The following is a 26,651-nucleotide window of genomic DNA, read 5'->3' on the forward strand; positions in this document are numbered from 1 at the left end:
CAGAGCATGCTCTGACCCAATTCGTGAGCGTTCACGGTCGATCGCTCACGGACTCCCCGATCTCAACGACGAGAGCAGGCATCCCCGTGACAGCAGCACCATCGATCAGTCTCAGCCGGCGGGGCTTCCTCGCCGGCGCCGGCGCACTCGGCGCCGCAGCGCTCCTTGCCGGGTGCTCCACCGGCACCTCCATCTCGAAGGACCCCGACGAGCTCGTCCTCTGGTACTGGAACCGGTCGCTCGACCCGAAGTTCCTGAAGCAGGCGGCCGCGGGCATCGACGGGCACCGCCCGATGCGCCTCCGCCCCGACCTCATCGGCGGCGCGTCCTACGACACGAAGTTCCGGACGGCGCTGGCGGGCAACGCGTTCATCCCCGACGTGCTCATGGTGAACTCGAACTGCTGGCTGTACTTCCCCGACGAGGAACTGTTCACGGACTTCGACGACCACGGCGGCGCGGCGAAGAAGTCCGAGTACTACGACTGGAAGCGCGCACTCGGCACCACCCCGAGCGGACGGCAGTGCTTCTGGCCCGTCGACACCGGACCGACCGCGTTCTTCTACCGGCAGGACGTCCTCGCGAAGGCCGGCCTGCCGACCGACCCGGACGAGGTGTCGGCGTCGATCAGCACGTGGGACGACTTCCGGACGTTCGGGTCGACCCTCCGGAAGAAGGCCGACGTGGCCACGGTCATCACGGCCAACCAGCTCTTCAACCAGTACGTGTACGCCAGCCCCACCCGGTACTTCGACCGTGACGACCAGCCCGTCTTCGAGCAGGACGACAGCAGCATCCGGAAGGCGTGGGAGAACGCCGTCGCGTGCGCGAAGTCCGGCGTGACCGGGAACCTGCAGTCCGGCACCGACCAGAACGCCGGATGGGTGTCCGGCCGCGTGGCGGGGCAGATCGAGGGCGCGTGGTGGACCCAGGTGATCCACGACACCGCACCGGACTCCTCCGGGCAGTGGCGGATGGCCAGGCAGCCCGAACGCCCCGGCAACAGCGGCGGCTCGTTCCTGGCCGTCCCGAAGACGTCGAAGGACCCAGCGGCCGCGGCGGCCTTCGCGCAGTGGATCACCTCCCCCGAGGTGCAGTCGCACACCTACAACGACATCCAGCTCTTCCCGTCCACGCCCGGTTCGTTCGACAACGGCCTGATGCGGAAGCCGGGTGACTTCTTCGGCGACCAGGACCCGCTGTCGTTCTTCAGCGACACCGCGATGGACGTCCCGGTCACCTACATCTCGAACAACGAGCGCTTCATCGGCGCCTTCGCGACCGAGATCACCAACGTCGAGGCAGCGGGCAAGGACCCGGACCGGGCCTGGCAGGACGCCGTCGACCAGACGAACCGGGTCCTCGAGAAGCGCGGGGTCACGGCATGAGCACCAAGCAGGCACCGCCCACGACGAGCATCCCCGCCGTCGTCGGGACGCCCACCGCGTCGATCACGACCGCGGCCACCGGCAAGCGCTTCGGCCTCCGTCGGTTCTGGCCGCAGTACGTCGCGATCGCCCCCTTCTACGTCCTGTTCCTGGTGTTCGGGCTGTTCCCGATCGTGTTCTCGATCGTGCTGTCCTTCACCGACTGGGACGGCATCGGCAGCCCCACGTGGGTCGGCTTCGCGCAGTACCAGTACCTGCTCGGCGACCCGCGGTTCTGGAACGCTGTCGGGAACACGTTCCTCATCTGGATCATGTCGACGCTCCCGATGCTCTTCCTCGCACTCGTGCTCGCGTTCCTGCTGCACGGCAACATCCGGGCCAAGGGCTTCTACCGGGTGGCGTTCTTCATCCCGAACGTCACGAGCATGGTCGCGATGGCGATCGTGTTCGGCTCCGTCTTCTCGGACGGGTTCGGACTCGTGAACGCCGCGATGCGTGCACTCGGCGCCGACCCCGTCGGGTGGCTGTCGTCGTACTGGGGCATCAAGGTCACGATCTCCGTCATGGTGATCTGGCGCTGGACCGGGTACAACGCGATCATCTACCTCGCCGGGCTGCAGTCGATCCCCACCGAGCTGTACGACGCCGCCAAGGTCGACGGTGCGAACACGTGGCAGATCTTCTCGAGGATCACCGTCCCGATGCTCCGGCCGGTCATCCTCTTCACCCTGATCACGTCGACCATCGGCGGGCTCGGGCTCTTCACGGAGCCGCAGATCCTGTTCAACGGCGGCGCGGTCGGTGGTCCGGACGAGGCCGGCATGACGATCGTGCTGTACCAGTACGAGCAGGCGTTCAACCAGTTCGACTTCGGGTACGGCTCGGCGATCGCCTGGGTTCTGTTCATCTTCTCCGTGGTGTTCGCGATCATCAACTGGCGTCTGCTCAGTGAACGCGACGGCCTCAAGACACCCAGGCGGCTGCGCACGGCGCGCACCGTCATCGTCCGCACCGCGAAGAAGGGCGTCGACGCATGACCACCACCGAGACCACGACCACGAACACCGCCGCTGCGCTCGGTCGCCCCGGTGCCGCCGAGTCCGACCACCGCCACGGGTTCCGCCGAGGCTGGATCGGGACGCTCGTCACGCACGTGTGCCTGGTCGTCGGGGTCCTGCTGTCGATCTTCCCGTTCTACTGGCTGCTCGTGATGTCGACGTCGACGAACGCGGAGATCTTCGGGTACCCGCCGTCGCTGTGGTTCGGCGACAACGCGTTCGCGAACATCGCGAGCGTGTTCGGCAGCGTCGACATGCTCCGGGCACTCCTCAACACGGTGATCGTGGCCGGCGGCACGGCGGTCCTCGTCATGCTGTTCGACTCGCTGGCAGCGTTCGCGTTCGCGAAGTACGAGTTCCCGTTCAAGCGCGCACTGTTCACGGTGATGCTCGCCACCTTCCTGGTGCCGGGGAGCCTGTCCCTCGTCCCGAGCTTCGTGCTCATGGCGAAGCTCGGGTGGATCGGTGGGCTGCAGGCGCTCATCATCCCCGGCGCCGCGAACGCGTTCGGCATCTTCCTGCTGCGGCAGTTCGCGACGACGTCGATCCCGAACGAGCTCATCGACTCCGCCCGGGTGGACGGTGCCGGGTTCTTCCGGACGTGGTGGTCGGTCGGTGTGCCGATGCTCCGCGGTGGGCTGGCGTTCCTCGGGATCTTCACGTTCATCACCGCCTGGAACGACTACGTCTGGCCGCTCATCGTGCTGATCGACCCGAAGGGGCAGACCCTGCAGGTCGCCCTCGCCGGCCTGAGCTCGGTGAACGCGACCGACCTCGGCGCCGTGATGGCCGGCGCGGTGATCAGCGTGTTCCCGCTGATCGGGGTGTTCATCATCGGGTCGCGGCACTTCATCGCGAACATCGCGGCCGGTGCGCTGAAGGGCTGAGACACGGACGGCGGCGCGGGTTCCGCGTCGCCGTCCGCACACTCCTAGACTCACCCCTATGGCAAGTGCGCCCCGATGCGCGCTGCACCGTGTCCTCGACGCCTCCTAGACTCACCCCTATGGCAAGTGCTCGCGACCGTGTCCTCGACAGCTTCGTCGCCATCGTGTGCGAGGAAGGCGAGCGCACTGCGACCCTCGACGCCGTCGCCGCCCGCGCCGGCGTCTCGAAGGGCGGACTGCTGTACCACTTCGGCTCGAAGGCCGCGCTGGTGGAGGGCCTCTGCGACCGGCTCGCCGACCTCTCCGCCGTCGACGTCGACCGCATGCGCGAGGCCGAGGACGGCCCTGCGCGCTACTTCGTCCGCAACTGCCAGTACGTCGGCAGCGAGCTCGACCTCGCCCTGCTCGCCGCGAGCCGCCTGCAGCAGGCCGGCTACGAAGAGGCCGGCCGCACCCTCGACGAGACCGAGAACGCCTGGCTCGCGACGCTCGTGGACGCGCTCGGGGACGTCCCCACCGCGCAGGCGATCAAGCTCATGGGCGACGGGCTGTACCACGCTGCGTCCCTCGGTGCCGCGAGCGACGGCCGCCCCGACCGCGCCTCGGTCGAGATGGAGCCACTGCTCGTCGTCGTCGACCGTCTGGTGTCCACGAAGCCCGTGGCGTGAACCAGCACACCCCGACCTGGGGATAGACTGGGTCCGATCCACCCGCCTGATTCCGGAGGTACCACTGTGGGCCGCGTCATCGCCGCTGTTTTCTCGATCCTGCTCCTGCTGGTGTCGATGTACCTGTTCGGCGTCGCGTTCCAGGTGAGCTCGGGTCAGGCATTCGTGTTCATGGGCGGCATCCTGCTCATGTGCATCTCCTTCTTCCTGCCGATCCACGTGTTCGGCAAGCGGTAGTCACACACCGCACGGCAACGGGCCCCGCACCACATCGGTGCGGGGCCCGTTTCGCGTCCGGTCCGGACTGGAGGCTCGGTGCGGGTCAGGCGGGGACGGTCGCGGCGCGCAGGCTCCGCAGCACCACGGCCGTCGCGATCGCGGCGTGCGCCGCCTCGGCACCCTTGTCCTCCTTCGAGCCGGGCAGCCCTGCTCGGTCGATGCCCTGCTGCTCGTCGTCGAGGGTGAGCACGCCGAAGCCGACGGGCTTGCCGGTCTCGATCGCGACCCGGGTGAGGCCGCTCGTCGCCGCGTCGGACACGTACTCGAAGTGCGGCGTGCCCCCGCGGATGATCACGCCGAGGGCGACCGCCGCGTCGAACCCGTTCTCGAGTGCCGCCTTCGCGACGACGGGCAGTTCGAAGCTCCCGGGGACGGGCAGCACGGTGGCGTCGGCGCCGAGGCGCTCGACCTCGCGCTGGGCCCCGGCGAGCAGTCCCGCCGCGATCGTGTCGTGCCACTGCCCGGCGACGATCGCCACCCGGATGCCGCTGCCGTCGACGTGGTCGCGGTCCGCCGCGCCTGCTCCGCTCATCGTGTCGTTCCTTCCGTGGGCGCGGCGTCCGCCGCTGCCCGGTCTGCCGCGTCCAGCCACTCGGCGAGTGCGGCGATGGTGATGACGGGCACGCCCTCGCGCGCCCCCAGTTCGACGAGCCGCGGCAGCCGCATCATGCTGCCGTCCTCGTCGACGATCTCGCAGATCGCCGCCGCGGGCCGCAAGCCCGCCGCGGTGACCAGGTCGATCGCTGCCTCGGTGTGCCCGGCGCGCTCCCGCACCCCGCCGGGTCGCGCGCGCAACGGCACGACGTGCCCTGGACGGTGCAGGTCGCCGCGGACCGATGCCGGGTCGGCGAGCACCCGGAGCGTCCGGGCACGGTCGTGGGCGCTGATCCCGGTCGTGACCCCGACGGCAGCGTCGACCGTCACGGTGTAGGCGGTCCCGCGGACGTCCTCGTTTTGGGCCACCATCGGCGGCAGGTCGAGCGTGTCCGCGATCGCGGCGCTGACCGGCGCGCAGATGAACCCGGACGAGTGCGCCACGGTCCAGGCGATCCACTCCGGCGACGCGAGTTCGGCGGACAGGATGACGTCGCCCTCGTTCTCGCGGGACTCGTCGTCCGCGACGATCACCGGCCGGCCGGCCGCGATGGCGGCGACGGCGTCCTCGATCGTCGACAACCCGGCCACGTGCCCTGGTGCTGCCACGTCGACGACGTGCGGGGCGTCGGCGACCATCACTGAGCCTCCAGTTCGAGGACCTGCGCGGCGGCGTCGAGCCGCAGCATGCGCCGGACGTGCCGGGCGAGGACGTCGGTCTCGACGTTGACCCGGTCGCCGGGGACCCGGTCACCGAGCGTCGTGGCGGTGAGGGTCTCGGGGATCAGGCTGACCTCGAACCAGGCATCAGCCGGGTCGGTCGTCTCCGGGGAGACGGCGCTGACGGTGAGCGAGACGCCGTCGAGCGCGATCGAGCCCTTGTCGACGACGAGCGGGCTGAGCTCCGGCGTCAGGGCGAACCGGACGCGGCGCCATCCGTCACCGTCCGCGGTCTCGAGCACCGTCGCGGTGCCGTCGACGTGGCCCTGCACGATGTGGCCGCCGAGCCGGTCGCCGACGGAGGCCGCGCGCTCGAGGTTCACCCGGTCACCCACCCGCAGCGACCCGTGTGCGCTCATGTCGAGCGTCTGCTTCATGACGAAGGCGGTGAACGTCTCCGGGGTCTGCTCGACGACGGTCAGGCAGACGCCGCTCGTCGCGATGGAGTCGCCGTGCTTCGCATCCGTGACCACGAGCGGGCCACGGATCGTGAGCGCGACGGAGTCGCCCTGGGGGTCGACGGCGGTGACGGTGCCGAGTTCCTCGATGATGCCGGTGAACACTGGTGTCCTCTCAACGGGACTCCGGGGGCGTTCGACGATCGTCGGCATCGACGGACCCGTGCGCCCACGCAGGTGGTCGCGTCGTGTCCGCCAGCGCGCCTCCCATCCGGACTCTCACCGTCGGTCCCGGAGTTTCACCGAGTCAACATCAGGCGGGTTCACACCCGTCGTCAGTTCGTGGACTGTCACCACCGGTTCGGAATTACACCGACCCCGGAGCGCTTGCGTACCCCGAACGATACCCCAGCCATGTGGGCGTCGCATCGACACCGGTCACACGCCGTCACGTCGTCATGGGGCTCGTGGCTCGTCAGCCGCGGCCGCGCGCGAGTGCGACGGCCTGTCGGAGCGAGAGGTCGGGCAGGTACGCGCGGACCACCGCGACCCCGATGGCAGGCAGTGCCACCGGGTCCGGGTACGCGAGCGCGAGCGGGTGCAGGTCCGGGCCGAACTTCTGCTTGAACCGCAGGAGCGACCGGAAGCCGTAGACGGGTTCCAGGACACCGCCGACGAGTTCGAGGAGGTTCTGTCCGCCCTCGGGGGCAGGGCCGCCGGCGCTGGCGAGCGGCGCGGCGGAGAGGCTGAGCCGTTCGGCGCCGTCCTCCCGCATCCGTTCGGCCGCGCTCGCGACCAGGAACTCCATCACGCCGTTCGGGGCTGCTGCGGTGCGGCGCATCACGTCGAGGGTCCATCCCACGACGCGCCCTTCGCGGAACGACGGCAGCCAGCTGGTGACGGCGAGGACAGTCCCCTCGGCGTCCTGCGCGACGAGCGTGCGGACGGCGGGGTCACGCATCTCGTCGATCCCTCCGAGCGTGAAGCCCATCTCCGGGAGCTCGCGCTCCGCGACCCACTCCTCCGAGATCGCCTCGATCTGGCGGGTGGTGGTCGCGGGGAGCTCGTCCCAGCTCGCCCACGTGGCCGTCACGCCCTCGCGGGCGGCCTTGTTCACCGAGGTCCTCACGTCCTGCTTCCGCTTGCCGCTCGTCGTCCAGGTCCGCGGGTCGAAGTCGGCGTCCTCGGCGACGGGCAGCGTCGCCCAGCCGACGGCGGTCAGCGCCCCGGCGACCTGCACGTCCACGCCGTAGAACACCGGCGTCCACCCGTTGTCGTCGCAGTACCGGGCGAAGTCGGTCAGCGCGGCCGGCCGGGCGTCCGGGTACCCGAACGGTCCGCCGACGGTGACCGCGACGCCGCCGTTGCGCCGGAACGCGACACCGGCCCGGCCGTCCGCCGCGAACCAGTACGCGTTGCCGCGCCAGGTCGTCATCCACCCGAACGTGTCGCCGCCGCCCGCGACGAGCAGCGCGCGGGCGCGCTCCCGGTCGCGGTGGACCTCGTCGGAGTCCGCGTCGGGTCGTGCGGCACCGGTCGGGCCGATCGCCGCGATGGCGACGACGAGCCAGAGCACCGGGCCGGCGAGGCCGAGCGTCAAGCGGAGCGCCGGGTCGAGGGCCGGCAGGTGGTCCCAGAACGTGGTCGGGGCGATCGGACCGAGCGCCGCCACGACCACGCGCAGGGGGTCGGGGACCCGGTTCGGCGACGCGTCGGTGACGACCAGCAGCACCGTGACGATCACCGCCGCGGCGACGAGCACGGCCGCGGCGAACCCGACGGTGCGGCGACGAGACGGCAGCACGGTGAACGATCGGCGGAGCACGACGAGGACGACCGCGGTCGCCAGCGGGACCGCGATGGAGGCGAGGATCGAGAGCGTCACGACGAACTGGTCCTCCGAGCCGTGCAGGCGCTCCACCCGACCAGGGACCGCGCCGTACGTGACCGCCGCAGCGAGCGCGGTCACCACGTCGACCGCCACCACGAGCCACACCGCGAACCGGCTGCCGCGGAACAGCCCGAGGCCGCCGACGACCAGGACGAGGAGCGGCGGCACCGCGAGCAGCACCGTCCACGGATCAGCCGCGTGGTACGCCAGGAGCCGTCTGAGGCACTCCCCCGCGACGCCGTCCGTCCGGCACCCGGACACCGGTGTGACCGGGCCGGCCCCGACGACGGCGGCGATCGGCGCGAGGATCCCGACCCGGGCGCGCGAGACGAGCGCGATGACCGGCCCCACCGCGGACACGAGGACGACGGTCCCGAGCAGGACGCGCGTCTCTCGGTGCGAGCTCCGCACCCACCCGGTGCGCTTCGGAGTGTTCCGGAGCAACTCGCCGAGCATCCACCCGGCTGCAGCTGCCAGCACCGCGTACAGGTCGGAGGCATGCCCGGCGTAGAGGAACAGGGCCGCGACGACCGCGAGGGCGTTGACGCGGATCCGTCGGCGCCACAGCGGACCGGCGAACGCGCTCGCGGTGACGATCGTGCCGACGACGGCGGTCCACGGGTCGAACGCGGTCGCGCGCCCGAGGAGGAGCGGACCGGCTCCACGGCCGTCGAGGTCGACGAAGGCGCTGAGTGCGCCGACCCCGGTTCCGACCACCGTCGTCACGACGAACGCGACGGCGGTCCGCCACGAGCCCATCAGGCGTTCCGAGGCGCCGACGAGGACGACCACGCCGGCGATGGTCAGGACCAGGGCGACGAACCCGGTCGACGCGGCGAACACGCGGAGCGGCCCCAGCGCAGCGGTGCCGGACGCTGCGTGGTGGACGCGCATCGCGACGCCGATGGCGGAGGTCAGCACGACGAGGAGCACGACGACACTCGTGACCGGGTACCGCCGGACACGACCGACGACGGCGCGCCCCGCGCGGGTCAGCCGGGCGCGCACGGGCGCGACACGCTCCTCGTCGAGGACGCGGCCCCCGCCGGTCACAGCGCCCCTCGCATCGACGGCAGCCCGAGGTGCGCGACCACTGCCGGCAGCCCGTTCGCGAGGACGTACCGCACGGTGTTCCAGTCGTGCGCCGATCCGGGCGAGACGATGACCGACGTCTGCATGCCCGCCTGCACCGCGGCGTCGCGGAGCGCGGTGGTCGACGCACGGTACGGAGCGTCGTCCTGCCCGAACCCGAAGACGGTGAGGTGGTCGTGGTACGGAGCATCGCGACGCATGGTGGCGATCGGCGCCGCGGCCTCGTAGGCCGCCCGGGAACCCCCGAAGCCGACGCGGACAGTGTTCGCGAGCGACCCGTTCTTCACCGTGAGCTCACTCGAGATGGCGAGCGCCGTACCGAACACCCCGGGGTGCTCGGTGGAGAACTGCATCGCGCAGGTCGCGCCCTGGGAGAAACCGGTGATGCCCCACGCGTCGGGTGTCGACGCCACGTCCAGGTGGTCCGTGATCCAGCGGACCGTGTCCGTCATCACGTACGTCGCGCTCCGCCCCAGGCGGCGCGAGTCGACGCACATCGGGTTCCGGTTCGGCGCCCCGAGCTGGTCGGGCGAGACGACGATCGGTGCCAGACCGTGGTGCGCCGCTGCGTAGCGGTCGAGGTAGCCACCGAGGTTCCCGGTCTGGAACATGTCGGACGGCTGACCCGGCTGCCCGGACAGCGCGATCAGGACCGGGAGGGTCGGCGGGTCCGCCGTCTGCGCGGCTGGCGGGAGCCAGACGACCGCCTTCCGTGCCCGGAAGTGCGAGACCGTCGCGGGGATCCGCACCGACAGTGTCCGTCCGGACTTCGGCATGTTCGTGGGGGCGGTCCACCGTGCTGCATCGACGACCGGGGTCCCGGCAGCCACCGCGTGCTGGTGACCGAGCGAACCCGACGGGTAGGGGTTGGTGGTGATCGCCTGCTGGATCGTCCGGTAGGCGCCGAAGTCGACGTTCACGCCGAGCCCGGACGCCAGCAGGACGGCGGCAGCTGCGGCGACCGCGACGGTGCGACGCCCCCAGCCGCCCTGCACCAGGACGACGAGGCACATCGCGACGGCAGCGCACGCGAATGCGATCCACATCCGGGTGACCGGCGTGAACGCGACGCCGAACTCGTCCTGCACGTCACCGAGCCACCACACGAGGACGAGCCCGACCGCAGCACCCACCACGAGCGCCGCGACGCGGACGAGCAGCCGACGTCCTCGACCGCCCGCGCGCGAGCTGCGACGGAACGGACCGACCAGCGCCCAGACGGTCAGCACCGCTGCCACGACGTCGACCGGGATGAGGACGTCGGGCCGGACGATCGGCACGCGGAGCAGTTCGTTGAACACGCGTTCATCGTCCCGCTCGGTGACTCACCCGATGCTGCCGAACCGCTTCCGCTCCTCACAGCATCGGCATCATGCGCTTGCAGGAAGCACCCGGCTCGTTCTCAGGACACCTCCTTGCCGGAGGCGTGGCGCTGCGGGGTACCGGCGAACCGGTACCCCGCAGCGCGGATGGTGATCAGTGGCGGCGTCGGAGGACGAGTGTCCCGGCACCCCCGACGAGCAGCATCAGCGCGATCCCCGCTGGTACGAGCTGCGAGGACGCTCCCGTGTACGCGAGCCCGGACTGGGTCGCCCAGGAGGTCGCTGCGCGGGCCGCCGTGGTGGCGACCGTCGCGACACCGGCGGTGGAGACCGCGGTGCCCGAACCGGTCGTCGACACGGTGGTCACGGCGTCGGCCGTGGTCCCCGAGCCGTCATCGCCGATCGGGGTCGTGACGCCGCCGGGCGTCGAGCCGCCGTCGCCCGGGTCCGTGCCGCCGCCGGGCGTGGTGCCGTCACCCGGGTCCGTGCCGTCGCCGGGGTCGGTGCCGTCACCCGGGTCGGTGCCGTCGCCGGGCGTCGTGCCGCCGTCACCGGGGACCGTCGTGGTCCCGGTGCTGGTGCCGTCGCCGACCAGGCCGATGCCGTTCCCGCCGATGGTGATCGGGAGCGAGACCACCGGTGCGATCTGCGTCCCGGACAGGACCCCGTCCGAGCCCGACGTGGATCCGGCCGTGCCACCGGTCGTGCCGGTCGCGGTGCCGCCAGCCGGCACGGTCGTCGTGGCTCCGGTGCTGGTGCCGTCGCCGACGAGACCGATGCCGTTCCCGCCGATGGTGATCGGGAGCGAGACCACCGGGGTGACCTGCGTGCCCGAGGCGGTGCCGTCCGAGCCGTCGGTGACCGGGCCGGCCGTGGCGCTGCCGTCAGCCGTGCCCGTTCCGCCGGTCGGCGCGGTGCCGGTCGTGCTGGTGCCGTCACCGAGGAGACCGATGCCGTTGCCCGCGATGGTCACCGGCAGGGAAACGGCCGGTGTCACCTGCGTCCCCGACGCGATGCCGTCGGAACCGGAGGTCGTCGGGGCGCCCGTCGTGCCGGTCGAGCCGGTCGAGCCGGAACCCGGAGTACCGGCAGCCGGGGTGGTCGCCGATCCGGTGGAGGTTCCGTCTCCCACGACGGCGATCCCGTTGCCGGAGACCGTCACCGGGATCGAGATCAACGGTGCCACCTGGGTCCCGGAGACGGTCCCGTCGGCGCCGGAGGTCGATCCCCCGGTCGATCCGCCGGAGGTCGCGCCGGCCGGAGCCGCCGCACCCGTCGTCGAGCCGGTGGAGGTCCCGTCACCGAGCAGACCGATGCCGTTCCCGGACACCGTGATCGGCAGCTCCACCGCGGGGGCGACCTGCGTCCCCGAGGCGATGCCGTCCGAGCCCGACGTGGTCGCCGCAGCGGGAGCCGGAGTCGGAACCGGAGCAGCGGGTGTTGCCGTCGCCGAGGTCGACGCGGCGTCGCCACCGACCGCGATCGCGTTGCCGGTCACGTCGACCGGCGCGGTCACGTCACCCGCGACCTGCGTCCCCGAGGCGATCCCGTCCGACCCGGAGGTCGACGGTGCCGCGGGAGTCGCCGGAGCGGGAGTCGCCGCCACGGGAGTCGCCTGCGCGGGTGCCGCTGCAGCGGGTGCCGCGGCGGGGGCAGGGGCGGTCGGCACGGCGGTCGACGCTGCGTCGCCACCGACCGAGATCGCGTTGCCCGTCACGTCGACGGGCGCGCTCACGTCCGGTACGACCTGCGTCCCCGAGCCGACGCCGTCCGACCCGGAGGTCGACGGCGCCGCGGGAGCCGGATCCGGCACCGCCGCCGACGCAGGGTCGACGGCCGGTGCGGCGGGAGCAGCCGGAGCGGCCGGAGCCGGGACGGCCGAGGACACCGCGTCGCCCAGCACCCCGAGGGCGTTGCCGACGGCGGAGACGGGCGCGTCGATCGACGGCGCCACCTGTGTTCCTGAGACGGTGCCGTCCGTGCCGGAGGTCGTCGCCGCGTTCGCCGCGGTGGCCCCTCCGACCGTCAGCCCGCCGACGAAGAGGGCGAACCACAGCCCTCTCGAGACGTACTTGTTCATGGTCATCACTCCTGATCGAGATGTGTTCCCGACCGCGGTCGCGGTCGGTGGCGCGTCCTGCCTGACGGGCAGGTGCGCCGATCTCAATCAGGGGCGACGTCGTGGTCGCCGGTGAGCGACGCGGGAACGGCGTCGTCGGCGATGGTGCCGCGTGTCCCCGCGGCGAGGGGGTCCTGGTCGGCGTCGGCGGCGACCGTGCCGACGACACCGGCGCCAGCCGAGCCGACGGTCGTGGTGCTGCCGGCGAGTCCTGATCCGGAACCGCCGAGCGGCGAGTCCTGGTGGCCGTGTCCGTCGGGGACGAACAGCGCGCCACCGCCGATCGTCGCGGACGCGGGAGCGTCCTGCTCACCGGAGGACGCGGCGGGCGCGAGCACGGTGACGTCGTCCGCGGCCGGGGTGGCCTGCGCGACCACGGCCTCGGGTGCCGCAGCGGCCCGAAGAGCTACCTGCCCCGACGGTTCGCCCACCGACGTCGAGGAGCCGCCCAAGGCGGGAACACCGTCACCTGCCGGAGGCGAGGGGATCTGTGGATGGGGCACCGAGCCTCCAGGCAGGGTGCCCCCACCGGTCCCGGGCGTGCCCGGAAGCACGTCCGGGACCGTTCCCACGGCGGTCCCGACGCCGCCGAGGGTGTCATCGACCAGCCCGCTGACCGGTGCGGTCACCGTGCCGAGCGTGTCGTCGCCGAGCAGCGTGCCGACGATCGGGACGGCGCCGACGACGTGGTCGAGGGTGCTCACCACCGTCGTCACCGGGCGTGCGTCGGTGAGTGTCTGCACGGTCCCGGTGACGGGACGGAGCACGGTGGCGACGGTGCCGGTGAGCGGACGGGAGGCGCTGGTCGCCTCCGCAGGGTCGGCCGGCGGAGTCGACGTGGCCGGCGCCGTCGTGGTGGCCGGCTCGGCCGGCTGCGGTGCGGTCGGCTGGACCGGAGTCGCCGGTCCGGGAGCCGTCGGTGTGGCGGCTGGCTGCGGCGCGGACGGCTGCGCGGGGGTGCTCGACGGCGGTGCTGCCGGAGCGGGTGCTGCGGCCGGTGCTGGCGCAGCGGCCGGGGCTGGCGCGGGGCCGCTGCTGCGGGGGCTGGCGCGGCCGGGGCTGGCGCGGGTGCCGGTGCTACGGGGGCTGGTGCGGCTGGGGCCGGGGCTGCGGGGGCGACGGCCTGGTGCACGGGGTCCACGACGTCACCGAGGGCCTGCCCGACGCCACCGGCGACGCCGTGCACGGTGTCGCCGAGCCCCTGCACGAGGCCGCCGACGAGACCCGGCTGCGACTGCGACTGCGTCTGGGCGGGCGGCGCCGTGGAGGCAGACGCGGAGTGCGCGCCGAAGGTCAGCGAGAGCAGCACGGCGGCGGCGCTCACCCCGGTGCCCACGAGGGCGTACCGGATCGCAGCGTGCCAGGGTGCACGCAACGGCTTGTCCATGCGCTCACCTCCTGATCTGGCTGCGCACGTAGAGTGGTTGACCGGCACGGTACGCCTGATCGGGCGATCGCGCACCCCCTTTCCCAAGGAACCGTCAGGAACAGCTCGGCATGACCTCGATCTTCAGCGCCCCCACCCGTAACCTCGACATCGTCACGCTGCACGAGATCCTCCGGCTGCGCCAGGACGTCTTCGTCGTCGAGCAGGCCGCTGCCTACCCGGACATCGACGGCCGCGACCTCGAGCCGGGCACGATCCAGTTCTGGGCGGGCGAGGGCTCGGTCGACGCCACGCTGCGCCTGCTGCGCGAGCCCGACGGAACCGAGCGCATCGGTCGTGTGGCGACCGCGGCGGCCGCTCGGGGCAAGGGCCTCGGCGCGGAGCTCATGGAGGCCGCGATCGCCGAGACACGCTCCCCCGTCGTGTCGATCGACGCCCAGGAGCACCTCGAACAGTGGTACGGCCGGTTCGGGTTCGTCCGCTCCGGGGACCGGTTCCACGAGGACGGCATCCCGCACATCCCGATGACCCGCACGCGGTAGCTCGTGCCGCGAGGTTCGGGCTCCCCGGCTCAGGCGTGCCAGCGACGGAGCTCGTCGTACGAACGCCCCTGGCGCTCCCGGTCCGCGACCAGGCGCTCGAACACGATGTTCGTCTGCGTCGTCGCGACGGACGGGTCCCCGCTCAGCTCGTCCGCGACGAAGTCCCGCAGCTGTTCGGTCGACGTGCACGCGATGTGCACGAGGAAGTCCTTGTCCCCGGCGAGGAACGACACGTCGAGCACGACGGGCACCCGGAGCAGGCGCTTCGCGAAGTCCCGGAGCTCGTGCCGTGCTGCCGCGTGCACCCGGACCGAGACCATCGCCTCGATCGAGAACCCGAGCCGCGCCACGTCGACGTCCGCCCGGTAGCCGCGGATCACCCCGGCGTCCTCGAGGGCGCGGACCCGCGCGAGACACGTCGACGGCGCGATGCCCACCGCGGCGGCGAGCCGGTTGTTCGGGATCCGCGCATCGGCGGCGAGGGTCCAGAGGATGCGCTCGTCGACCTCGTCGAGGCGCGGGGCCGGGTCGGGTCGGCGGACTGGGCGATCGGACACGGGACCACCGTAACGCGGGCTCACGGCGATCGAGGGAAGGGTGCGCGGGGGCGCGGCGCGCTACATCGCCAGCGTCATGCCGATCACGGCGACCGTCATCGCGAACACCTCGCCGCTGCGCACCGCCCGACGGTCGTCGCGCGCCCACTCGTACCGCAGGAGCCAGCCACTGAACGCGCAGTACCCGATCACACCGCCGCCGAGGACCGCCGACAGCGCGATCCCGTGTCCGGCGTGCGCGTCCGCGATCCCGGTCGCGTGACCCATCAGGAGCATCCCCGCCATCACGACCGACGACAGCGCCCGGTGCACGTCCATCGGCTCCGCCCGGCGCCCGTCCGCCCGGCGACGGCGCATCACGGGCAGCGGCGCGAGGAGCAGCAGCAGCGTCGCCGCGAGCAGCGTCCACACCGCACCGGCGTGCACGACGGGCATCACCATCGCGACGAGCATGACCGCGGCGGGCACGATCACGCCGGGGCGCGGACGGTACCGGTCCCCGACGATGCAGCACACCGAGGCGAACTGCGGCACGACGAGCATGGCGTCGGCGACGGTCTCGTGCACTGGTGGTCCCGGCTGGAGGTCAGTCCTGCTTCGCAGCTGCGCGCGCGGCGCGGTCCTGCTTCACGCGGGCGTTCTCGGCGTGCACGGCGGCCTGCGTCGCACGCTCCTGCACGAGCCACTCGGGCTTCTCGACGAGGAGGTCCTTGATCTGCGCGGTCGTCAGCGGCTCGTCGATGCCGGAGCGGCCGAGACCGGAGATCGACACGCCGAGCTTCTGCGCGACGACGGGACGCGGGTGCGGGCCGTCGCGACGGAGTTCCTCGAGCCACGTCGGCGGCTCGGTCCGGAGTTCCTCGAAGGCGGTCCGCGTGACGGGCGCGTCGCGGAAGGACTCCGGAGCGGCCGACAGCAGGATGCCGAGCTTCTTCGCAGCCGTCTCGGGCTTCATCGTCTGTTCCTGCGCCATGGTGTCAAGGGTACGGCCCCTATGCTCGGTTGCATGACCGCGGCACTCACCATCGCCTTCGTGCCAGGGGTGTCCCCGGCCAAGTGGGCACGCGTGTGGCGTGATCGCTTCCCGTCCGTGGAGCTCCGGCTCCGTCCGATCGGCTCGTCCGACGTCGACGCGGCACTGGCCGACGACGTCGACATGGTCTTCGCCAGGATGCCCGTCTCGGACGTCCACAACGCGATCCCGCTCTGGACCGAGACCGCGGTCGTGGCGACACCGAAGGACTCCACGCTCGCGGACTCGTCCGAGATCACCCAGGCCGACCTCGACGCCGTGCACGTCATCGACGCCGGTCCGGTGCCGGCTGACGTCGACGGCGCGCTCGACCTCGTCGAGGCGAACGTCGGCGTCGTCGTCCTTCCACAGTCCCTCTTCCGCAAGGCCAGCCGCAAGGACCTCATCGCTCGCGCACTCGTCGACTCTCCCGGCACGCGGATCGCGCTCGTGTGGCGGGACGAGGACGCCTCGGAGCTCACCGAGGAGTTCATCGGCGTGGTCCGAGGGCGGACCGCCAACAGTTCCCGGAGCCAGCCGGACCAGCCGGGAGGCCCGGATCGCGCCGGCGACGCCGACGCACGTCCGTCCCGTGGCGGCTCCAAGGCCACTGCGGGTGGCAAGGACGCCGCCGGCGGCAAGGCCAAGGCGAAGTCGCCAGGCGGCGCCAAGTCCGGCAGCGGCAAGGGCTCGAACAGCGGCAAGGCCCCGAAGCCCGGTCGCGGGCGGATGCGGGGCAAACCCAGCCGTGGCTCGAAGGGCAACCGATGACGGACACGCGCCTGCAGACGATGCCGGCCACGAGCCTCCCGGCCTGGCTGGACGCGACGATGGCGGAGTACGTCGAATCGCGCATGCAGGCCGGCGAGACCCGCGAGCAGGCCGAGGCCAACAAGCAGAAGTCGCTCGACCAGTGGTTCCCCGGTGGCCAGCCGCTCGCCGGGCACCACGTGTGGGACGTGCTCGACGGCGACGACACCGTCGTCGGGTACCTGTGGATCGGGCCGTTCGAGCCGGGCAGTGCCGACTGGTGGGTGTTCAACGTGGAGATCGACGAGGCGCACCGCCGGAAGGGCCACGCCCGCCGGGCGCTCGACCTCGGGCACGCCGTCGCGAAGGACGAGGGTGCGACGAGCATCGGGCTGAACGTGTTCGGCTACAACGCTGGCGCCAAGGAGCTCTACGAGCGGCTCGGGTACGGCGTCACCGCGATGCAGATGAAGCTGCCGCTCACCTGATCACGGCCGCTGCCGCCCGTGCGACGCGTTCGCCGCGGGACTCCTCGGCGGCTGCACGCGCCTCGGCGACGACGCGCGCGTCCGCCCGATCCGCCGACCCGGCGTCGAAGGGCGGCTGCGGGTCGTACTCGATCTGCAGCTGGATGCGCTCGGCGACCGGCTGACCGGCGAGCTCGGACGCGAACCACAGGGCCATGTCGATGCCGGCGCTCACCCCGGCCGCGGTGACGATCGACCCGTCGTCGACCACCCGTTCGTCCACCGGCGTCGCGCCGAACGCGGCGAGCATCGGCTTCGAGGCCCAGTGCGTCGTCGCCCGCTTGCCGGCGAGGAGCCCGGCGGCACCGAGGACGAACGCGCCGGTGCACACCGAGGTGACCCACGTGGCGCGTTCGGCCTCCCGTCGGACGAACCCGACGATCTCGGGGTCGAGCATCGCGTCGAACGCACCGTCGCCACCGGGGACCACGAGGACGTCCGCCGGAGCGGCGTCGGCGATCGTCACGGTGGGGACGAGGGACAGCCCGCAGTCGCTCGGCACCGGGTCGAGCGTGGCGGCGACGTACTCGATCCGGGCGCCGGGCACGCGACTGAGGACCTGCGCCGGTCCGGTGAGGTCGAGCTGTGTGAGGTCCGGGAACAGCAGGAACGCGATCCGGATCTCCGACGGGTCGTGCTCCGGGGTGGTCACGTCGTCCTCGACGGGATCGGAGGCGGGGACCTCGACGTCGACCGGCACGTCGACGTGCACCGCGTCGACGGGGGTGATCGGCGTGACCCGGGGGTTCGGGTGCTCGTGCGTCATGCCCGCGACCCTAGCCCCGCGGGGTCGTGTCCGCCCGGGCTGCGTCCGCCCGGGCAGCCGCCGTCGAACGGCTCAGGCCCAGACGCCCGAGGTGCCCCGCCGGTGACTGCCGACCAGGTGCGTGTCGACGATGCCGAGCGCCTCCATCAGCGCGTACATCGTCGTCGGACCGACGAAGGCGAACCCGCGCTTCCGCAGCGCCTTCGACAGTGCGAGCGACTCGTCGCTCTTCGTGGGGACGTCGGCGTACGTGATCGGCTCCGGAGTCCGGTCGGGGCGGAAGGACCACACGAAGTCCGCCAGTCCGCCGTCCTCCCGCAGAGCCACCGTGGCGTTCGCGTTGGTGATCGTCGCGAGGATCTTCGCCCGGTTCCGGACGATGCCGGCGTCCGCCATCAGTCGGGCGACGTCCGCTTCACCGAAGCCCGCGACCACGTCGGCGTCGAAGTCCGCGAAGGCGGCGCGGAACGCCGGTCGCTTCGCGAGGATCGTGCGCCACGAGAGGCCGGACTGGAACGCCTCGAGCGAGAGCCGCTCGAACACGCCGCGCTCGTCCCGCACGGGCATGCCCCACTCGGTGTCGTAGTAGTCGCGCAGCATCGGGTCGGTCGAGGCCCACACCGGGCGGGCGAGTCCGTCGTCCCCGGTCACCAGATCAGTCACGCCCCCATCCTGGCGGACCGCACCGACGTCATCGTCCTCCCCACTCGTGATGCGGGAGCTGACCTGCGGGACCCGAACCGAGCCTCCCGTCCGCGCATCCGCCCGTCGCCCGGTCGTCGACCGGTCACGACACCCCGCTCAGTGCTGCCGAGCGGCCTCGAAAGGTCGCTCGAGCGCGCTGGATCCGACAGATAGTGACCCCTCGGCGGACCCCCGCCGGGGTGTTGTGACCACTCGACCATCTGCCCGGGCGGGAGACGCGGCCGGGCGACGCGGAGCGGGCGCCACGGGCGGGCGCCGCCGGCCGGCGACCCCGGCCGGCACCGCGCGTCAGGCGCGGAAGCGACGGAGGAGCTGGGCGTTCAGGCTGACGATCACGGTCGACAGGCTCATCAGCACCGCGCCGACCGCCGGGGACAGCACGAACCCGACCCCGCGAGCACCCCGGCCGCGAGCGGCACCGAGAGCACGTTGTACCCGGTGGCCCACACGAGGTTCTGCACCATCTTCCGGTAGGTCGCACGCGACAGGTCGATCACGGTGAGCACCCGACGCGGGTCGTTCGACGCGAGCACGACGCCGGCACTCTGCACCGCGACGTCGGTCCCCGCGCCGATCGCGATCCCGACGTCGGCACGCGCCAGCGCCGGGGCGTCGTTCACACCGTCACCGACCATCGCGACCACGGCGCCGGACTCCTGCAGCCGTGCGACCTCGCCGTCCTTGTCCTCTGGCAACACCTCGGCGCGGACCTCGTCGATGCCGAGCTCCCGCGCGACCGCATCGGCCACCTGCTGGGCGTCGCCGGTGACCATCGCCACCCGGATCCCGCGGTCGTGCAGGGCACGGACGGCCTCGGCGGACTCGTGACGGACGGCGTCGCGCACGGCGAAGGCGGCCTGTACCGTCCCGTCGACCACCGCGACGATGACCGCCGCTCCGTCGGCACGCCACCCGTCGACGGCGGACTCGAACGCGGACGGCATGGTCGCACCGCTCTCGCGGAGCATCGCGGGTCCGCCGACCTCCACACGTCGGCCCTCGACGACCGCGCTGACCCCGCGGCCGGGGACGGACCCGGAGTCGGTCACCCGGTCGGGCACGGGCACGCCACGGGCGTTCGCCGCGCTGACGATCGCGCGCGCCACCGGGTGTTCGCTGTCCCGCTCGGCAGCGGCGGCGAGACCGAGGACGGCGTCGTCCCCGACGGTGTCGACGACCTCTGGAGCTCCGGTCGTCAGCGTGCCGGTCTTGTCGAACACGACGGTGTCGACGTTCCGCATCGCCTCGAGCGCGAGCCGGTCCTTCACGAGGATCCCGGCCTTCGCGGCGCGCTCGGTGGAGATCGCGACGACGAGCGGGATCGCGAGACCGAGGGCGTGCGGGCAGGCGATGATCAGCACGGTGACGGTGCGGGTGATCGCCTCGGTCGGGCTGCCGAGGAGCAGCCACACCACGAAGGTGATGATCGCCGCCCCGGTGGCGAAGGAGAACAGGAGCGCCGCAGCACGGTCGGCCAGGACCTGGGTCCGCGAGGACGACGACTGTGCCTCGGCGACCATCCGCTGGATGCCGGACAGGGCGGTGTCGTCGCCGGTGGCGGTGATCCGGACGCGGATCGAGCTGTCCGTCGCCACGGTGCCCGCGACGACGCGGTCACCAGCGGTCCGCTCGACGGCCGCGGACTCCCCCGTGATCATCGACTCGTCGACCTGCGCGCGTCCGTCGACGACCTCGCCGTCCGCCGGGACGCGGCCGCCTGGCCGGACCACGACCGTCTGGCCGACCTGGAGGCTCGACACCGGCACCTGGGACACGTCGCCCTGGTCGTCGATCACGTCCGCCTCGTCGGGCAGCAGTGCCGCGAGCGCGTCCAGGGCGCTCGACGCGACGCCCATGGCGCGCATCTCGATCCAGTGCCCGAGCAGCATGATCACGATGAGGAGCGCGAGCTCCCACCAGAAGTCGAGGTCGAGCCCGAACAGGCCGAGGCTCGTGATCCACGACGCGACGAAGGCCACGACGATTGCCATACCGATCAGGAGCATCATGCCCGGCCGCTTCGTCCTGGCCTCCGACCACCCGCCGGTCAGGAACGGCCAGCCGCCGTACACGAACAGGACCGTACCGAGCACCGGGGAGACCCAGCTCGCCCAGGCCGCGTCGGGAAGCGGATAGTGGAGGATGTCGGCGAACATCGTGCTGAACGCCACGACCGGGAGCGCGAGGACGAGGCTCCACCAGAAGCGGTCGCGGAACATCGCCGCGTGGTCGCCGTGTCCGCCGTGCCCGTGGTCGTGCCCGCCGTGCCCAGCGGTTCCGCCGTGGTCCGCGTGGTGGTCGTGGCCGGCGTGCTCGTCGTGCTCGTGGTGGGCGTGGTCGTCGTGCACGTGTCCCTGGTGGTCCGCGTGCTCGTCGACGGTGGTTCCGTGGCGGTGCTCGTCCATGCCGTCCACCATACCCCCTAGGGGTACCCGGTGGCGGTCGCGCCGGAGAGGGCGCACCATTGCCGCATGAGACGACCCGAACTCGTCCGGCGCACCCTGGCTGCCGGATGCACGATCATCGCCGTCCTCGCGGGCTCCCTGATCCCCGCGGCGACCGCCGGCGCAGCGACGACCCCGGCGACCCCGGTCACCGCACTGCGCGTCACGAAGAACGTCATGGTCGACCCCGCCGGCAAGGCGGTCAAGCTCCGCGGCGTGAACCGATCAGGCACCGAGTACAACTGCCAGCAGGGCGGCGGGATCTTCTCCGGCCCGACCGACCAAGCGTCGATCGACCTGCTCCGCTCGTGGAACGTCAACACCGTGCGGATCCCGCTCAACGAGCACTGCTGGCTCGGCATCGACTGGGCACCGCAGTCGACCGGCGAGCCCTACCGCGCAGCAGTGCAGGACTACGTGGACCGGCTGGCCGCGAACGGGATCCGTTCGATCCTCGACCTGCACTTCACCGGCCCGGTCGCGATCTGGGGCGAGCAGGAGAAGGAGATGGCGAACACGACGTTCTCGTTGCCGTTCTGGACCTCGGTCGCGAGTCGGTTCGCCTCGAGCCCCGCCGTCCTCTACGAGCCGTTCAACGAACCCCACGACATCTCCGAGGCGTGCTGGCTGAACGGGTGCACGATGCCGGAGGGGTGGCAGGCGGCCGGGTACCAGCAGCTGGTGAACACGATCCGGGCCACCGGCGCCAAGCAACCGATCATCGTCAACGGTCTCGACTGGGGCCACGACATGTCGCCGATGCTGCGCTCGCTGCCGAAGGACCCGGCGAAGGCCCTCGTCGCCGGGCAGCACCTCTACAACTTCAAGGGCTGCGTGACGGCCTCGTGCTGGTCGGCGAACTTCGCCCCGGTCGCCGCGCGGATGCCGATGGTCGCCGAGGAGATCGGCGTGAACGACTGCTCGACGACCATGCCACTGGCGTTCATGCGATGGATGGACGCGAACGGCGGTGACGGGTACGTGTTCTGGAACTTCGGCACCACCGGCTGCCCCGACGGCGGACAGTACGGCGGTTCGGCGCTCATCAGCGACTGGAACGGCACTCCGACCCCGTACGGTGACGCAATCCGGCGGTACTTCCTCAGCCGCCCGGTGTGATCAGTCGGCCGGGCGGATCGGCTCGGCGGCCGCGACGGTCGTCGCCGGGGTGGGCGCGAGTGCACCCCGGCGACGGATCGCACCGGTCACGACGAGCACGATGACGACGAGCGCGAGGACGATCCACCCGCCGTACCCGAGCGGACTGCGCGCCACGTCGGACACGTCGACACCCGAGGCGACGAGCACCGCTCCCACGCCGGCGGCGCCGTTCACCCCCGCGTGGGCGAAGACGGCGGGCCAGACCGATCCCGTGCGGAGCCGGAGCCACCCGAGGACCATGCCGAGCAGCACGCACGCGACGACCATGAAGACGACGCCGAGCCAGTCCGTGCGGCCGAAGTTGTAGCCGAGCAGGATGATCGGCGCGTGCCAGACACCCCAGACGACACCGGACCCGACCAGCGCGACCCAGGTGCCGTACCGCTCGAGCGCCGGGACGAGGAAGCCCCGCCACCCGATCTCCTCACCGACCGTGGCGAACGCGTTGAACACCGAGACGAAGGGCACCTGCGCCAGCTGCAGGGCGACGAGCAGTCCGATCGGCATCGGCAGTTCGCGGAGCCCCGCCGCGGCGAGGACGTCCCGGTAGCCGGAGAAGCCGGCGAGGTCGATCGGGAACCAGCCGGCGAGCACCGCCACGACGAGCGCCGCGACCGGGAAGAGCACGCCGCCGAGGTACGCGAACACGGTCACCCAGATCGTGCGACGCACCGGGCGGAGCGGCCACACCCCGAGGAACCGCAGCACCGGCCGCGGACGCCGTCGCCCGAGCAGCGCGAGGACGACGACCGCAGACAGCAGCGGCGTGAACATCATCCCGACGATGAACAGCGTGGCGAACGGCGTCCCGAGCCCGCGTCCGGACAGCCAGAGCGGGAGCGTCACCGCCCACGCTCCCCCGAGCGCGAGCAGGACGAAGAGCGTGGTCGCCCACCCCGGGACACTGCGGTCGACGGCGGGCTCCCCCTGGTGGATCATGCCGGAATGCTACCGGCCACGACCGTCACGCCGCGGGTGGGCCGTCCTCGGCGGCCTGCGGGTCCATCCACACGTACTCCCAGCGGTGGCCGTCCGGGTCGGTGAAGCTCCGCTGGTACATGAACCCGAGGTCCATCTCCGGCCGGTCCTCGGTGCCCCCCGCTGCGACGGCCGCGTCGACGATGCGGTGCACGTCGTCCTTCGAGTCGGCGCTGAGGGAGTTGATCACCTCGATCGTCGAGGGGTCGGCGATCGCCTTGTCGGTGAACTCGGCGAACTTCGCCGTGGTCAGGACCATGAGGTAGATCGTGTCGCTGACGACGACGCACGCGGCGGTCTCGTCGCTGAACATCGGATTGATGGAGTACCCGAGCGCCTCGTAGAAGGCCTTCGAGCGGTCGAGGTCGGCGACGGGCAGGTTGATGAAGACCATGGTCGGCATGGACCCAACCTGGCCCTCCTGTGTGCGCACCGCAACCGTTTCGTGTCGCAACCATCGCTGCCGGACCCGACCCGAGCCTCCCGTCCGCTCCGAAGCGACAACGTCGCGGTCGTACGACGACCGCTCTGTCGCTCCTTGCGGACGCACACTGTTGCGCCCGTACGACGAAGTCGCTGTCGTACGACAGCGACTTCGTCGTTCCGAGTCGAGCCGGGTCAGCGGCCGGCCGATCGCTCAACGGCCGACCGATCGCTCAGGCGAGCTCGCGGCCCTCGCCTGCTGCCTTCTGGTGCGCCTCCGCCTCGGCCTGGCCGATGATGTCCTCCGCCGGGACGGGCGCGAGCCGGTCCCAGAGGAAGAAGAGGAGCCCGCCGGCGAGCATCGAGAGCCCGACCCAGAGGTTGATGTGGATGCCGCCGGTCTTCTCCGGGTCGGTGTCCCAGTGCACGATCCCGACGATCGTCGTGATGATGCCGTAGAGGACGAAGAGGCCGCCGAGGATGCGGCGCAGGTCGAGGCGGCGGGTGGAGCGGACGAGCGCGGCCTTCTGCTCGTCCGTCATCGAGGTGGTGGTGTCACTCATGAGCGGTGATCTCCTTCGGATCAGAGGAACGGCAGGTAGAGGACGACGCAGAGCACGAGGGCTATCGTGCCGAGGAGCGCCGGCGAGCGGTACCAGGCGGTGTCGGTCGCGACGGCGTCACCGTGCATGTCGATCTTGCCGACGCCGTAGACCAGGCCGCCGAGGTCCTTCTCGGCCTTGGGCTTGGTGAACATCGACACGACGAACCCGACGACGAGCACCGTGACGAACGAGATGATCGCGCCGTACAGCGTCTCGGCGGTCCCGGTGGCGAACAGCTTCGGGTTGACCAGGTACGCGATCCAGGTGACCGTCGGGGTCACGATGCCGAGGATGTAGCCCCACAGCGCGCCCTGGGTGGTCATCCGCTTCCAGAGCAGACCGAGGATGAACACGGCGAACAGCGGCGCGTTGAAGAACGAGAACAGCGTCTGCATGTAGGTCATGATGTTCCCCGCCTGGGCGGCGATGAACGCGGTGGCGATGCCGACGAGGACGCCGACGACGGTGACCCAGCGACCGGTCTTCAGGTAGTGCACGTCCGGCATGTTCGGCTTGATGTAGCGCTGCCAGATGTCGTAGGTGAAGACCGTGTTGAACGACGACACGTTCGCCGCCATGCCGGCCATGAAGCTCGCGAGGAGCCCCGTCACCGCGACGCCGAGGACGCCGGTCGGCAGGTACATCTGGATGAGCTTCGGGATCGCGTCGTTGTACGTCAGCGTGCCGTCGGCGAACTGGTTGCCGACGACCGCCGCGGCGATGAGGCCGGGGATGACGACGATGAAGGGGATGAAGAGCTTCGGGATCGCGGCGATGAGCGGGGTGCGGCGGGCTGCGGACATGTTCTTCGCCGAGAACGCGCGCTGCACCTCGGTGAAGTTCGTCGTCCAGTAGCCGAAGCCGAGCACGAAGCCGAGGCCCAGGACGATGGCGAGCCAGTTGGCGCCGATCGGGTTGGTCACGTCACCGAAGCCGGTGCCGGCCCACGCCTGCAGGTGCTGCACGCCCTGTGTCTCGATGATCGCGGACTTGAGGCCGCTCCAGCCGCCGACGCGGTGCAGGCCGACGATCGTCAGCGGGACGAGCCCGGCGATGATCACGAAGAACTGCATGACCTCGTTGTAGATCGCGCTCGAGAGCCCACCGAGGGTGATGTACGCCAGCACGAAGCCGGCGGAGACGATGATGGCGAGCCACTCCGGCCAGCCGAGCATCGCCTCGATGACGATCGCCATCGCGTAGAGGTTGATGCCCGCGATCAGGACGTTCGACACCGCGAACGCGATCGAGTTCACCAGGTGCGGTGCCTTGCCGAAGCGACGGAGCATGAACTCCGGCACCGACCGGACCTTGGAGCCGTAGTAGAACGGCATCATCACGAGCCCGAGGAACACCATCGCCGGCACGGCACCGACGAGGTAGTAGTGCAGGGTCGCCATGCCGATCTGGGCACCGTTGGCGGCCATGCCGAGGATCTCGGTCGCGCCGAGGTTGGCGGACACGAACGCCAGACCGGTGATCCAGGCGGGCATCGAGCGGCCGGACAGGAAGAAGTCCATGCTCGTCCTGACCTGTTTCCGGGCGGTGAACCCGATCCCGATGACCACCGCGAAGTACACGATGATCATCAGGTAGTCGACCCAGCCCAGGTTGAGCTGGATCCCGTTGTTCGCTGCAGCGAGAACCATGTATTGACTCCACGTCGATGTGCTGTGATCCGCGTCTGCGCAGATCCATCGGGGGACGTTACCCGGGTAGTACCGTTTTGTAACTTTTGCGCCGATCCGCGCGGTGGCCTATTGTGACCGTTCACATAGCCATGACATGTGTCAGGCGAACCGGGGGACGACGGAATCCCCCTCGGTAGGCTTCGGACATGACCGAGCAGCCGCGCATCCTCGTCCTCAACGGCCCGAACCTCGACATCCTCGGCCGACGCGACCCGGAACAGTACGGCGCCGTGACACTCGCCGAGATCGAGGCGATCGTGCACACCGAGGCAGCGGTCCACGATCTCGAGGCGGACTTCCGGCAGACCAACCGCGAGGGCGAGCTCGTCGAGTGGCTGCACGAGGCGCTCGACGACTTCGTCGGCGTCGTCATCAACCCCGCGGCGTACGCGCACACCTCGGTCGCGCTGCACGACGCCGTCGAGGCGCTCTCGGTCCCGGTCGTCGAGGTGCACATCTCGAACACGTGGAAGCGCGAGTCGTTCCGCCATGTCGACCACGTCGCCACGGCGGCCACAGCGGTGATCGCCGGTGCGGGCGCCGACGGCTACCGCCTGGCGGTCGCACACGTCGCGTCACTGCTGAACTGACCCTCGGTCGGGTCGAGACACCTCACTCTGCGCGAGACGCCGCACAATCCGGCGGCGTCTCGGCCGGAGGGCGGCGTCTCACACCGGTGCCGGTGCG

At 71.3% G+C, this 26,651-nt stretch carries 25 protein-coding genes, 2 pseudogenes and 1 riboswitch; of the genes and pseudogenes, 10 read left to right on the forward strand and 17 right to left on the reverse strand.

Annotated elements, in window-relative coordinates:
• Positions 1-86: 86 nt before the first annotated feature.
• From QK288_RS15590 to QK288_RS15610, 5 genes are all read left to right on the forward strand, one after another.
• A complete protein-coding gene (locus QK288_RS15590; RefSeq protein ID WP_281265179.1) occupies positions 87-1,388 on the forward strand; it encodes an extracellular solute-binding protein in 1,302 nt (433 codons plus the stop codon).
• On the forward strand, positions 1,385-2,425 hold the full coding sequence (locus QK288_RS15595) for a sugar ABC transporter permease (RefSeq protein ID WP_281265180.1): 1,041 nt from the start codon (positions 1,385-1,387) through the stop codon (positions 2,423-2,425). The genes QK288_RS15590 and QK288_RS15595 overlap by 4 nt, the downstream gene beginning before the upstream one ends.
• Positions 2,422-3,333 carry a carbohydrate ABC transporter permease gene (locus QK288_RS15600; protein ID WP_281265181.1) on the forward strand — a complete coding sequence of 304 codons (912 nt, stop codon included), beginning with the start codon at positions 2,422-2,424 and terminating at the stop codon, positions 3,331-3,333. The genes QK288_RS15595 and QK288_RS15600 overlap by 4 nt, the downstream gene beginning before the upstream one ends.
• A gap of 119 nt (positions 3,334-3,452) precedes the next feature.
• The gene (locus QK288_RS15605; RefSeq protein WP_281265182.1) at positions 3,453-4,001 is read left to right on the forward strand and encodes a TetR/AcrR family transcriptional regulator; all 549 of its coding nucleotides are present in this window, start codon (positions 3,453-3,455) and stop codon (positions 3,999-4,001) included.
• A 66-nt stretch (positions 4,002-4,067) separates the two neighbouring features.
• Positions 4,068-4,238, forward strand: coding sequence for a hypothetical protein (locus QK288_RS15610; protein WP_281265183.1), 171 nt, complete (start codon positions 4,068-4,070; stop codon positions 4,236-4,238).
• 85 nt (positions 4,239-4,323) lie between these two features.
• Here the strand turns inward: QK288_RS15610 and ribH are convergent, their stop codons facing one another.
• From ribH to QK288_RS15645, 7 genes and pseudogenes are all read right to left on the reverse strand, one after another.
• A complete protein-coding gene (gene ribH, locus QK288_RS15615) occupies positions 4,324-4,812 on the reverse strand; it encodes a 6,7-dimethyl-8-ribityllumazine synthase (protein ID WP_281265184.1) in 489 nt (162 codons plus the stop codon).
• Positions 4,813-4,862: 50 nt separating this feature from the next.
• Positions 4,863-5,513 (reverse strand): annotated as a pseudogene (ribB, locus tag QK288_RS15620) (3,4-dihydroxy-2-butanone-4-phosphate synthase); the annotation flags it as partial.
• Positions 5,513-6,157: a riboflavin synthase gene (locus QK288_RS15625; protein ID WP_281265185.1), complete on the reverse strand. Its 645-nt coding sequence runs from the start codon at positions 6,155-6,157 to the stop codon at positions 5,513-5,515. The gene QK288_RS15625 and the pseudogene ribB, both read right to left, overlap by 1 nt.
• 90 nt (positions 6,158-6,247) lie before the next feature.
• A riboswitch (FMN riboswitch) is annotated at positions 6,248-6,382 on the reverse strand.
• 85 nt (positions 6,383-6,467) lie between these two features.
• Positions 6,468-8,936 carry a DUF2156 domain-containing protein gene (locus QK288_RS15630; protein WP_281265186.1) on the reverse strand — a complete coding sequence of 823 codons (2,469 nt, stop codon included), beginning with the start codon at positions 8,934-8,936 and terminating at the stop codon, positions 6,468-6,470.
• On the reverse strand, positions 8,933-10,276 hold the full coding sequence (locus tag QK288_RS15635; protein ID WP_281265187.1) for an alpha/beta hydrolase-fold protein: 1,344 nt from the start codon (positions 10,274-10,276) through the stop codon (positions 8,933-8,935). Before QK288_RS15635 ends, QK288_RS15630 begins: the two co-directional genes overlap by 4 nt.
• 175 nt (positions 10,277-10,451) lie before the next feature.
• On the reverse strand, positions 10,452-12,377 hold the full coding sequence (locus QK288_RS15640; protein ID WP_281265188.1) for a chaplin family protein: 1,926 nt from the start codon (positions 12,375-12,377) through the stop codon (positions 10,452-10,454).
• An 83-nt stretch (positions 12,378-12,460) separates the two neighbouring features.
• Positions 12,461-13,183: a hypothetical protein gene (locus QK288_RS15645; protein ID WP_281265189.1), complete on the reverse strand. Its 723-nt coding sequence runs from the start codon at positions 13,181-13,183 to the stop codon at positions 12,461-12,463.
• Between the two features lie 730 nt (positions 13,184-13,913).
• On the opposite strand from QK288_RS15645, the gene QK288_RS15650 reads away from it, so the two are divergent.
• On the forward strand, positions 13,914-14,345 hold the full coding sequence (locus QK288_RS15650) for a GNAT family N-acetyltransferase (protein ID WP_281265190.1): 432 nt from the start codon (positions 13,914-13,916) through the stop codon (positions 14,343-14,345).
• A 29-nt stretch (positions 14,346-14,374) separates the two neighbouring features.
• On the opposite strand, the gene QK288_RS15655 is transcribed toward QK288_RS15650, so the two are convergent.
• The 3 genes from QK288_RS15655 to QK288_RS15665 are packed head-to-tail and all read right to left on the reverse strand — an operon-like array spanning position 14,375 to position 15,875.
• Positions 14,375-14,902: an Lrp/AsnC family transcriptional regulator gene (locus QK288_RS15655; RefSeq protein WP_281265191.1), complete on the reverse strand. Its 528-nt coding sequence runs from the start codon at positions 14,900-14,902 to the stop codon at positions 14,375-14,377.
• 60 nt (positions 14,903-14,962) lie between these two features.
• Complete coding sequence (locus tag QK288_RS15660; protein WP_281265192.1) at positions 14,963-15,469, reverse strand: hypothetical protein; 507 nt, start codon at positions 15,467-15,469, stop codon at positions 14,963-14,965.
• Positions 15,470-15,488: 19 nt separating this feature from the next.
• Entirely contained in the window at positions 15,489-15,875 is a 387-nt protein-coding gene (locus tag QK288_RS15665) for a DUF5997 family protein (protein WP_281265193.1), read from the reverse strand.
• Positions 15,876-15,908: 33 nt separating this feature from the next.
• On the opposite strand from QK288_RS15665, the gene QK288_RS15670 reads away from it, so the two are divergent.
• Both QK288_RS15670 and QK288_RS15675 read left to right on the forward strand, forming a co-directional pair.
• Entirely contained in the window at positions 15,909-16,685 is a 777-nt protein-coding gene (locus tag QK288_RS15670) for a LysR family transcriptional regulator substrate-binding protein (protein ID WP_281265194.1), read from the forward strand.
• Positions 16,682-17,152: a GNAT family N-acetyltransferase gene (locus QK288_RS15675; RefSeq protein WP_281265195.1), complete on the forward strand. Its 471-nt coding sequence runs from the start codon at positions 16,682-16,684 to the stop codon at positions 17,150-17,152. Before QK288_RS15670 ends, QK288_RS15675 begins: the two co-directional genes overlap by 4 nt.
• Here QK288_RS15675 and QK288_RS15680 read toward each other — a convergent pair.
• The 3 genes and pseudogenes from QK288_RS15680 to QK288_RS15690 all read right to left on the reverse strand — a co-directional run bounded on the left by QK288_RS15680 (position 17,145) and on the right by QK288_RS15690 (position 20,881).
• The gene (locus tag QK288_RS15680) at positions 17,145-17,957 is read right to left on the reverse strand and encodes a DJ-1/PfpI family protein (RefSeq protein ID WP_281265196.1); all 813 of its coding nucleotides are present in this window, start codon (positions 17,955-17,957) and stop codon (positions 17,145-17,147) included. The genes QK288_RS15675 and QK288_RS15680 overlap by 8 nt on opposite strands.
• A 72-nt stretch (positions 17,958-18,029) precedes the next feature.
• A complete protein-coding gene (locus QK288_RS15685) occupies positions 18,030-18,620 on the reverse strand; it encodes a DNA-3-methyladenine glycosylase I (RefSeq protein ID WP_281265197.1) in 591 nt (196 codons plus the stop codon).
• A gap of 330 nt (positions 18,621-18,950) precedes the next feature.
• Positions 18,951-20,881, reverse strand: a pseudogene (locus QK288_RS15690) (copper-translocating P-type ATPase).
• Between the two features lie 252 nt (positions 20,882-21,133).
• On the opposite strand from QK288_RS15690, the gene QK288_RS15695 reads away from it, so the two are divergent.
• Complete coding sequence (locus QK288_RS15695) at positions 21,134-22,225, forward strand: cellulase family glycosylhydrolase (RefSeq protein ID WP_281265198.1); 1,092 nt, start codon at positions 21,134-21,136, stop codon at positions 22,223-22,225.
• Here the strand turns inward: QK288_RS15695 and QK288_RS15700 are convergent, their stop codons facing one another.
• The 4 genes from QK288_RS15700 to QK288_RS15715 all read right to left on the reverse strand — a co-directional run bounded on the left by QK288_RS15700 (position 22,226) and on the right by QK288_RS15715 (position 25,922).
• Positions 22,226-23,206, reverse strand: coding sequence for a type II CAAX endopeptidase family protein (locus QK288_RS15700; protein ID WP_281265199.1), 981 nt, complete (start codon positions 23,204-23,206; stop codon positions 22,226-22,228).
• Positions 23,207-23,231: 25 nt separating this feature from the next.
• Complete coding sequence (locus tag QK288_RS15705; protein WP_281265200.1) at positions 23,232-23,648, reverse strand: VOC family protein; 417 nt, start codon at positions 23,646-23,648, stop codon at positions 23,232-23,234.
• 253 nt (positions 23,649-23,901) lie between these two features.
• A complete protein-coding gene (locus QK288_RS15710) occupies positions 23,902-24,231 on the reverse strand; it encodes a hypothetical protein (protein WP_281265201.1) in 330 nt (109 codons plus the stop codon).
• A 20-nt stretch (positions 24,232-24,251) separates the two neighbouring features.
• Complete coding sequence (locus tag QK288_RS15715; RefSeq protein ID WP_281265202.1) at positions 24,252-25,922, reverse strand: sodium:solute symporter family protein; 1,671 nt, start codon at positions 25,920-25,922, stop codon at positions 24,252-24,254.
• 188 nt (positions 25,923-26,110) lie between these two features.
• On the opposite strand from QK288_RS15715, the gene aroQ reads away from it, so the two are divergent.
• A complete protein-coding gene (gene aroQ / locus QK288_RS15720) occupies positions 26,111-26,554 on the forward strand; it encodes a type II 3-dehydroquinate dehydratase (protein ID WP_281265203.1) in 444 nt (147 codons plus the stop codon).
• Positions 26,555-26,651 lie beyond the last annotated feature (97 nt).

This window comes from Curtobacterium sp. 9128 (genome assembly GCF_900086645.1).
In the GTDB taxonomy this organism is placed as follows: domain Bacteria; phylum Actinomycetota; class Actinomycetes; order Actinomycetales; family Microbacteriaceae; genus Curtobacterium.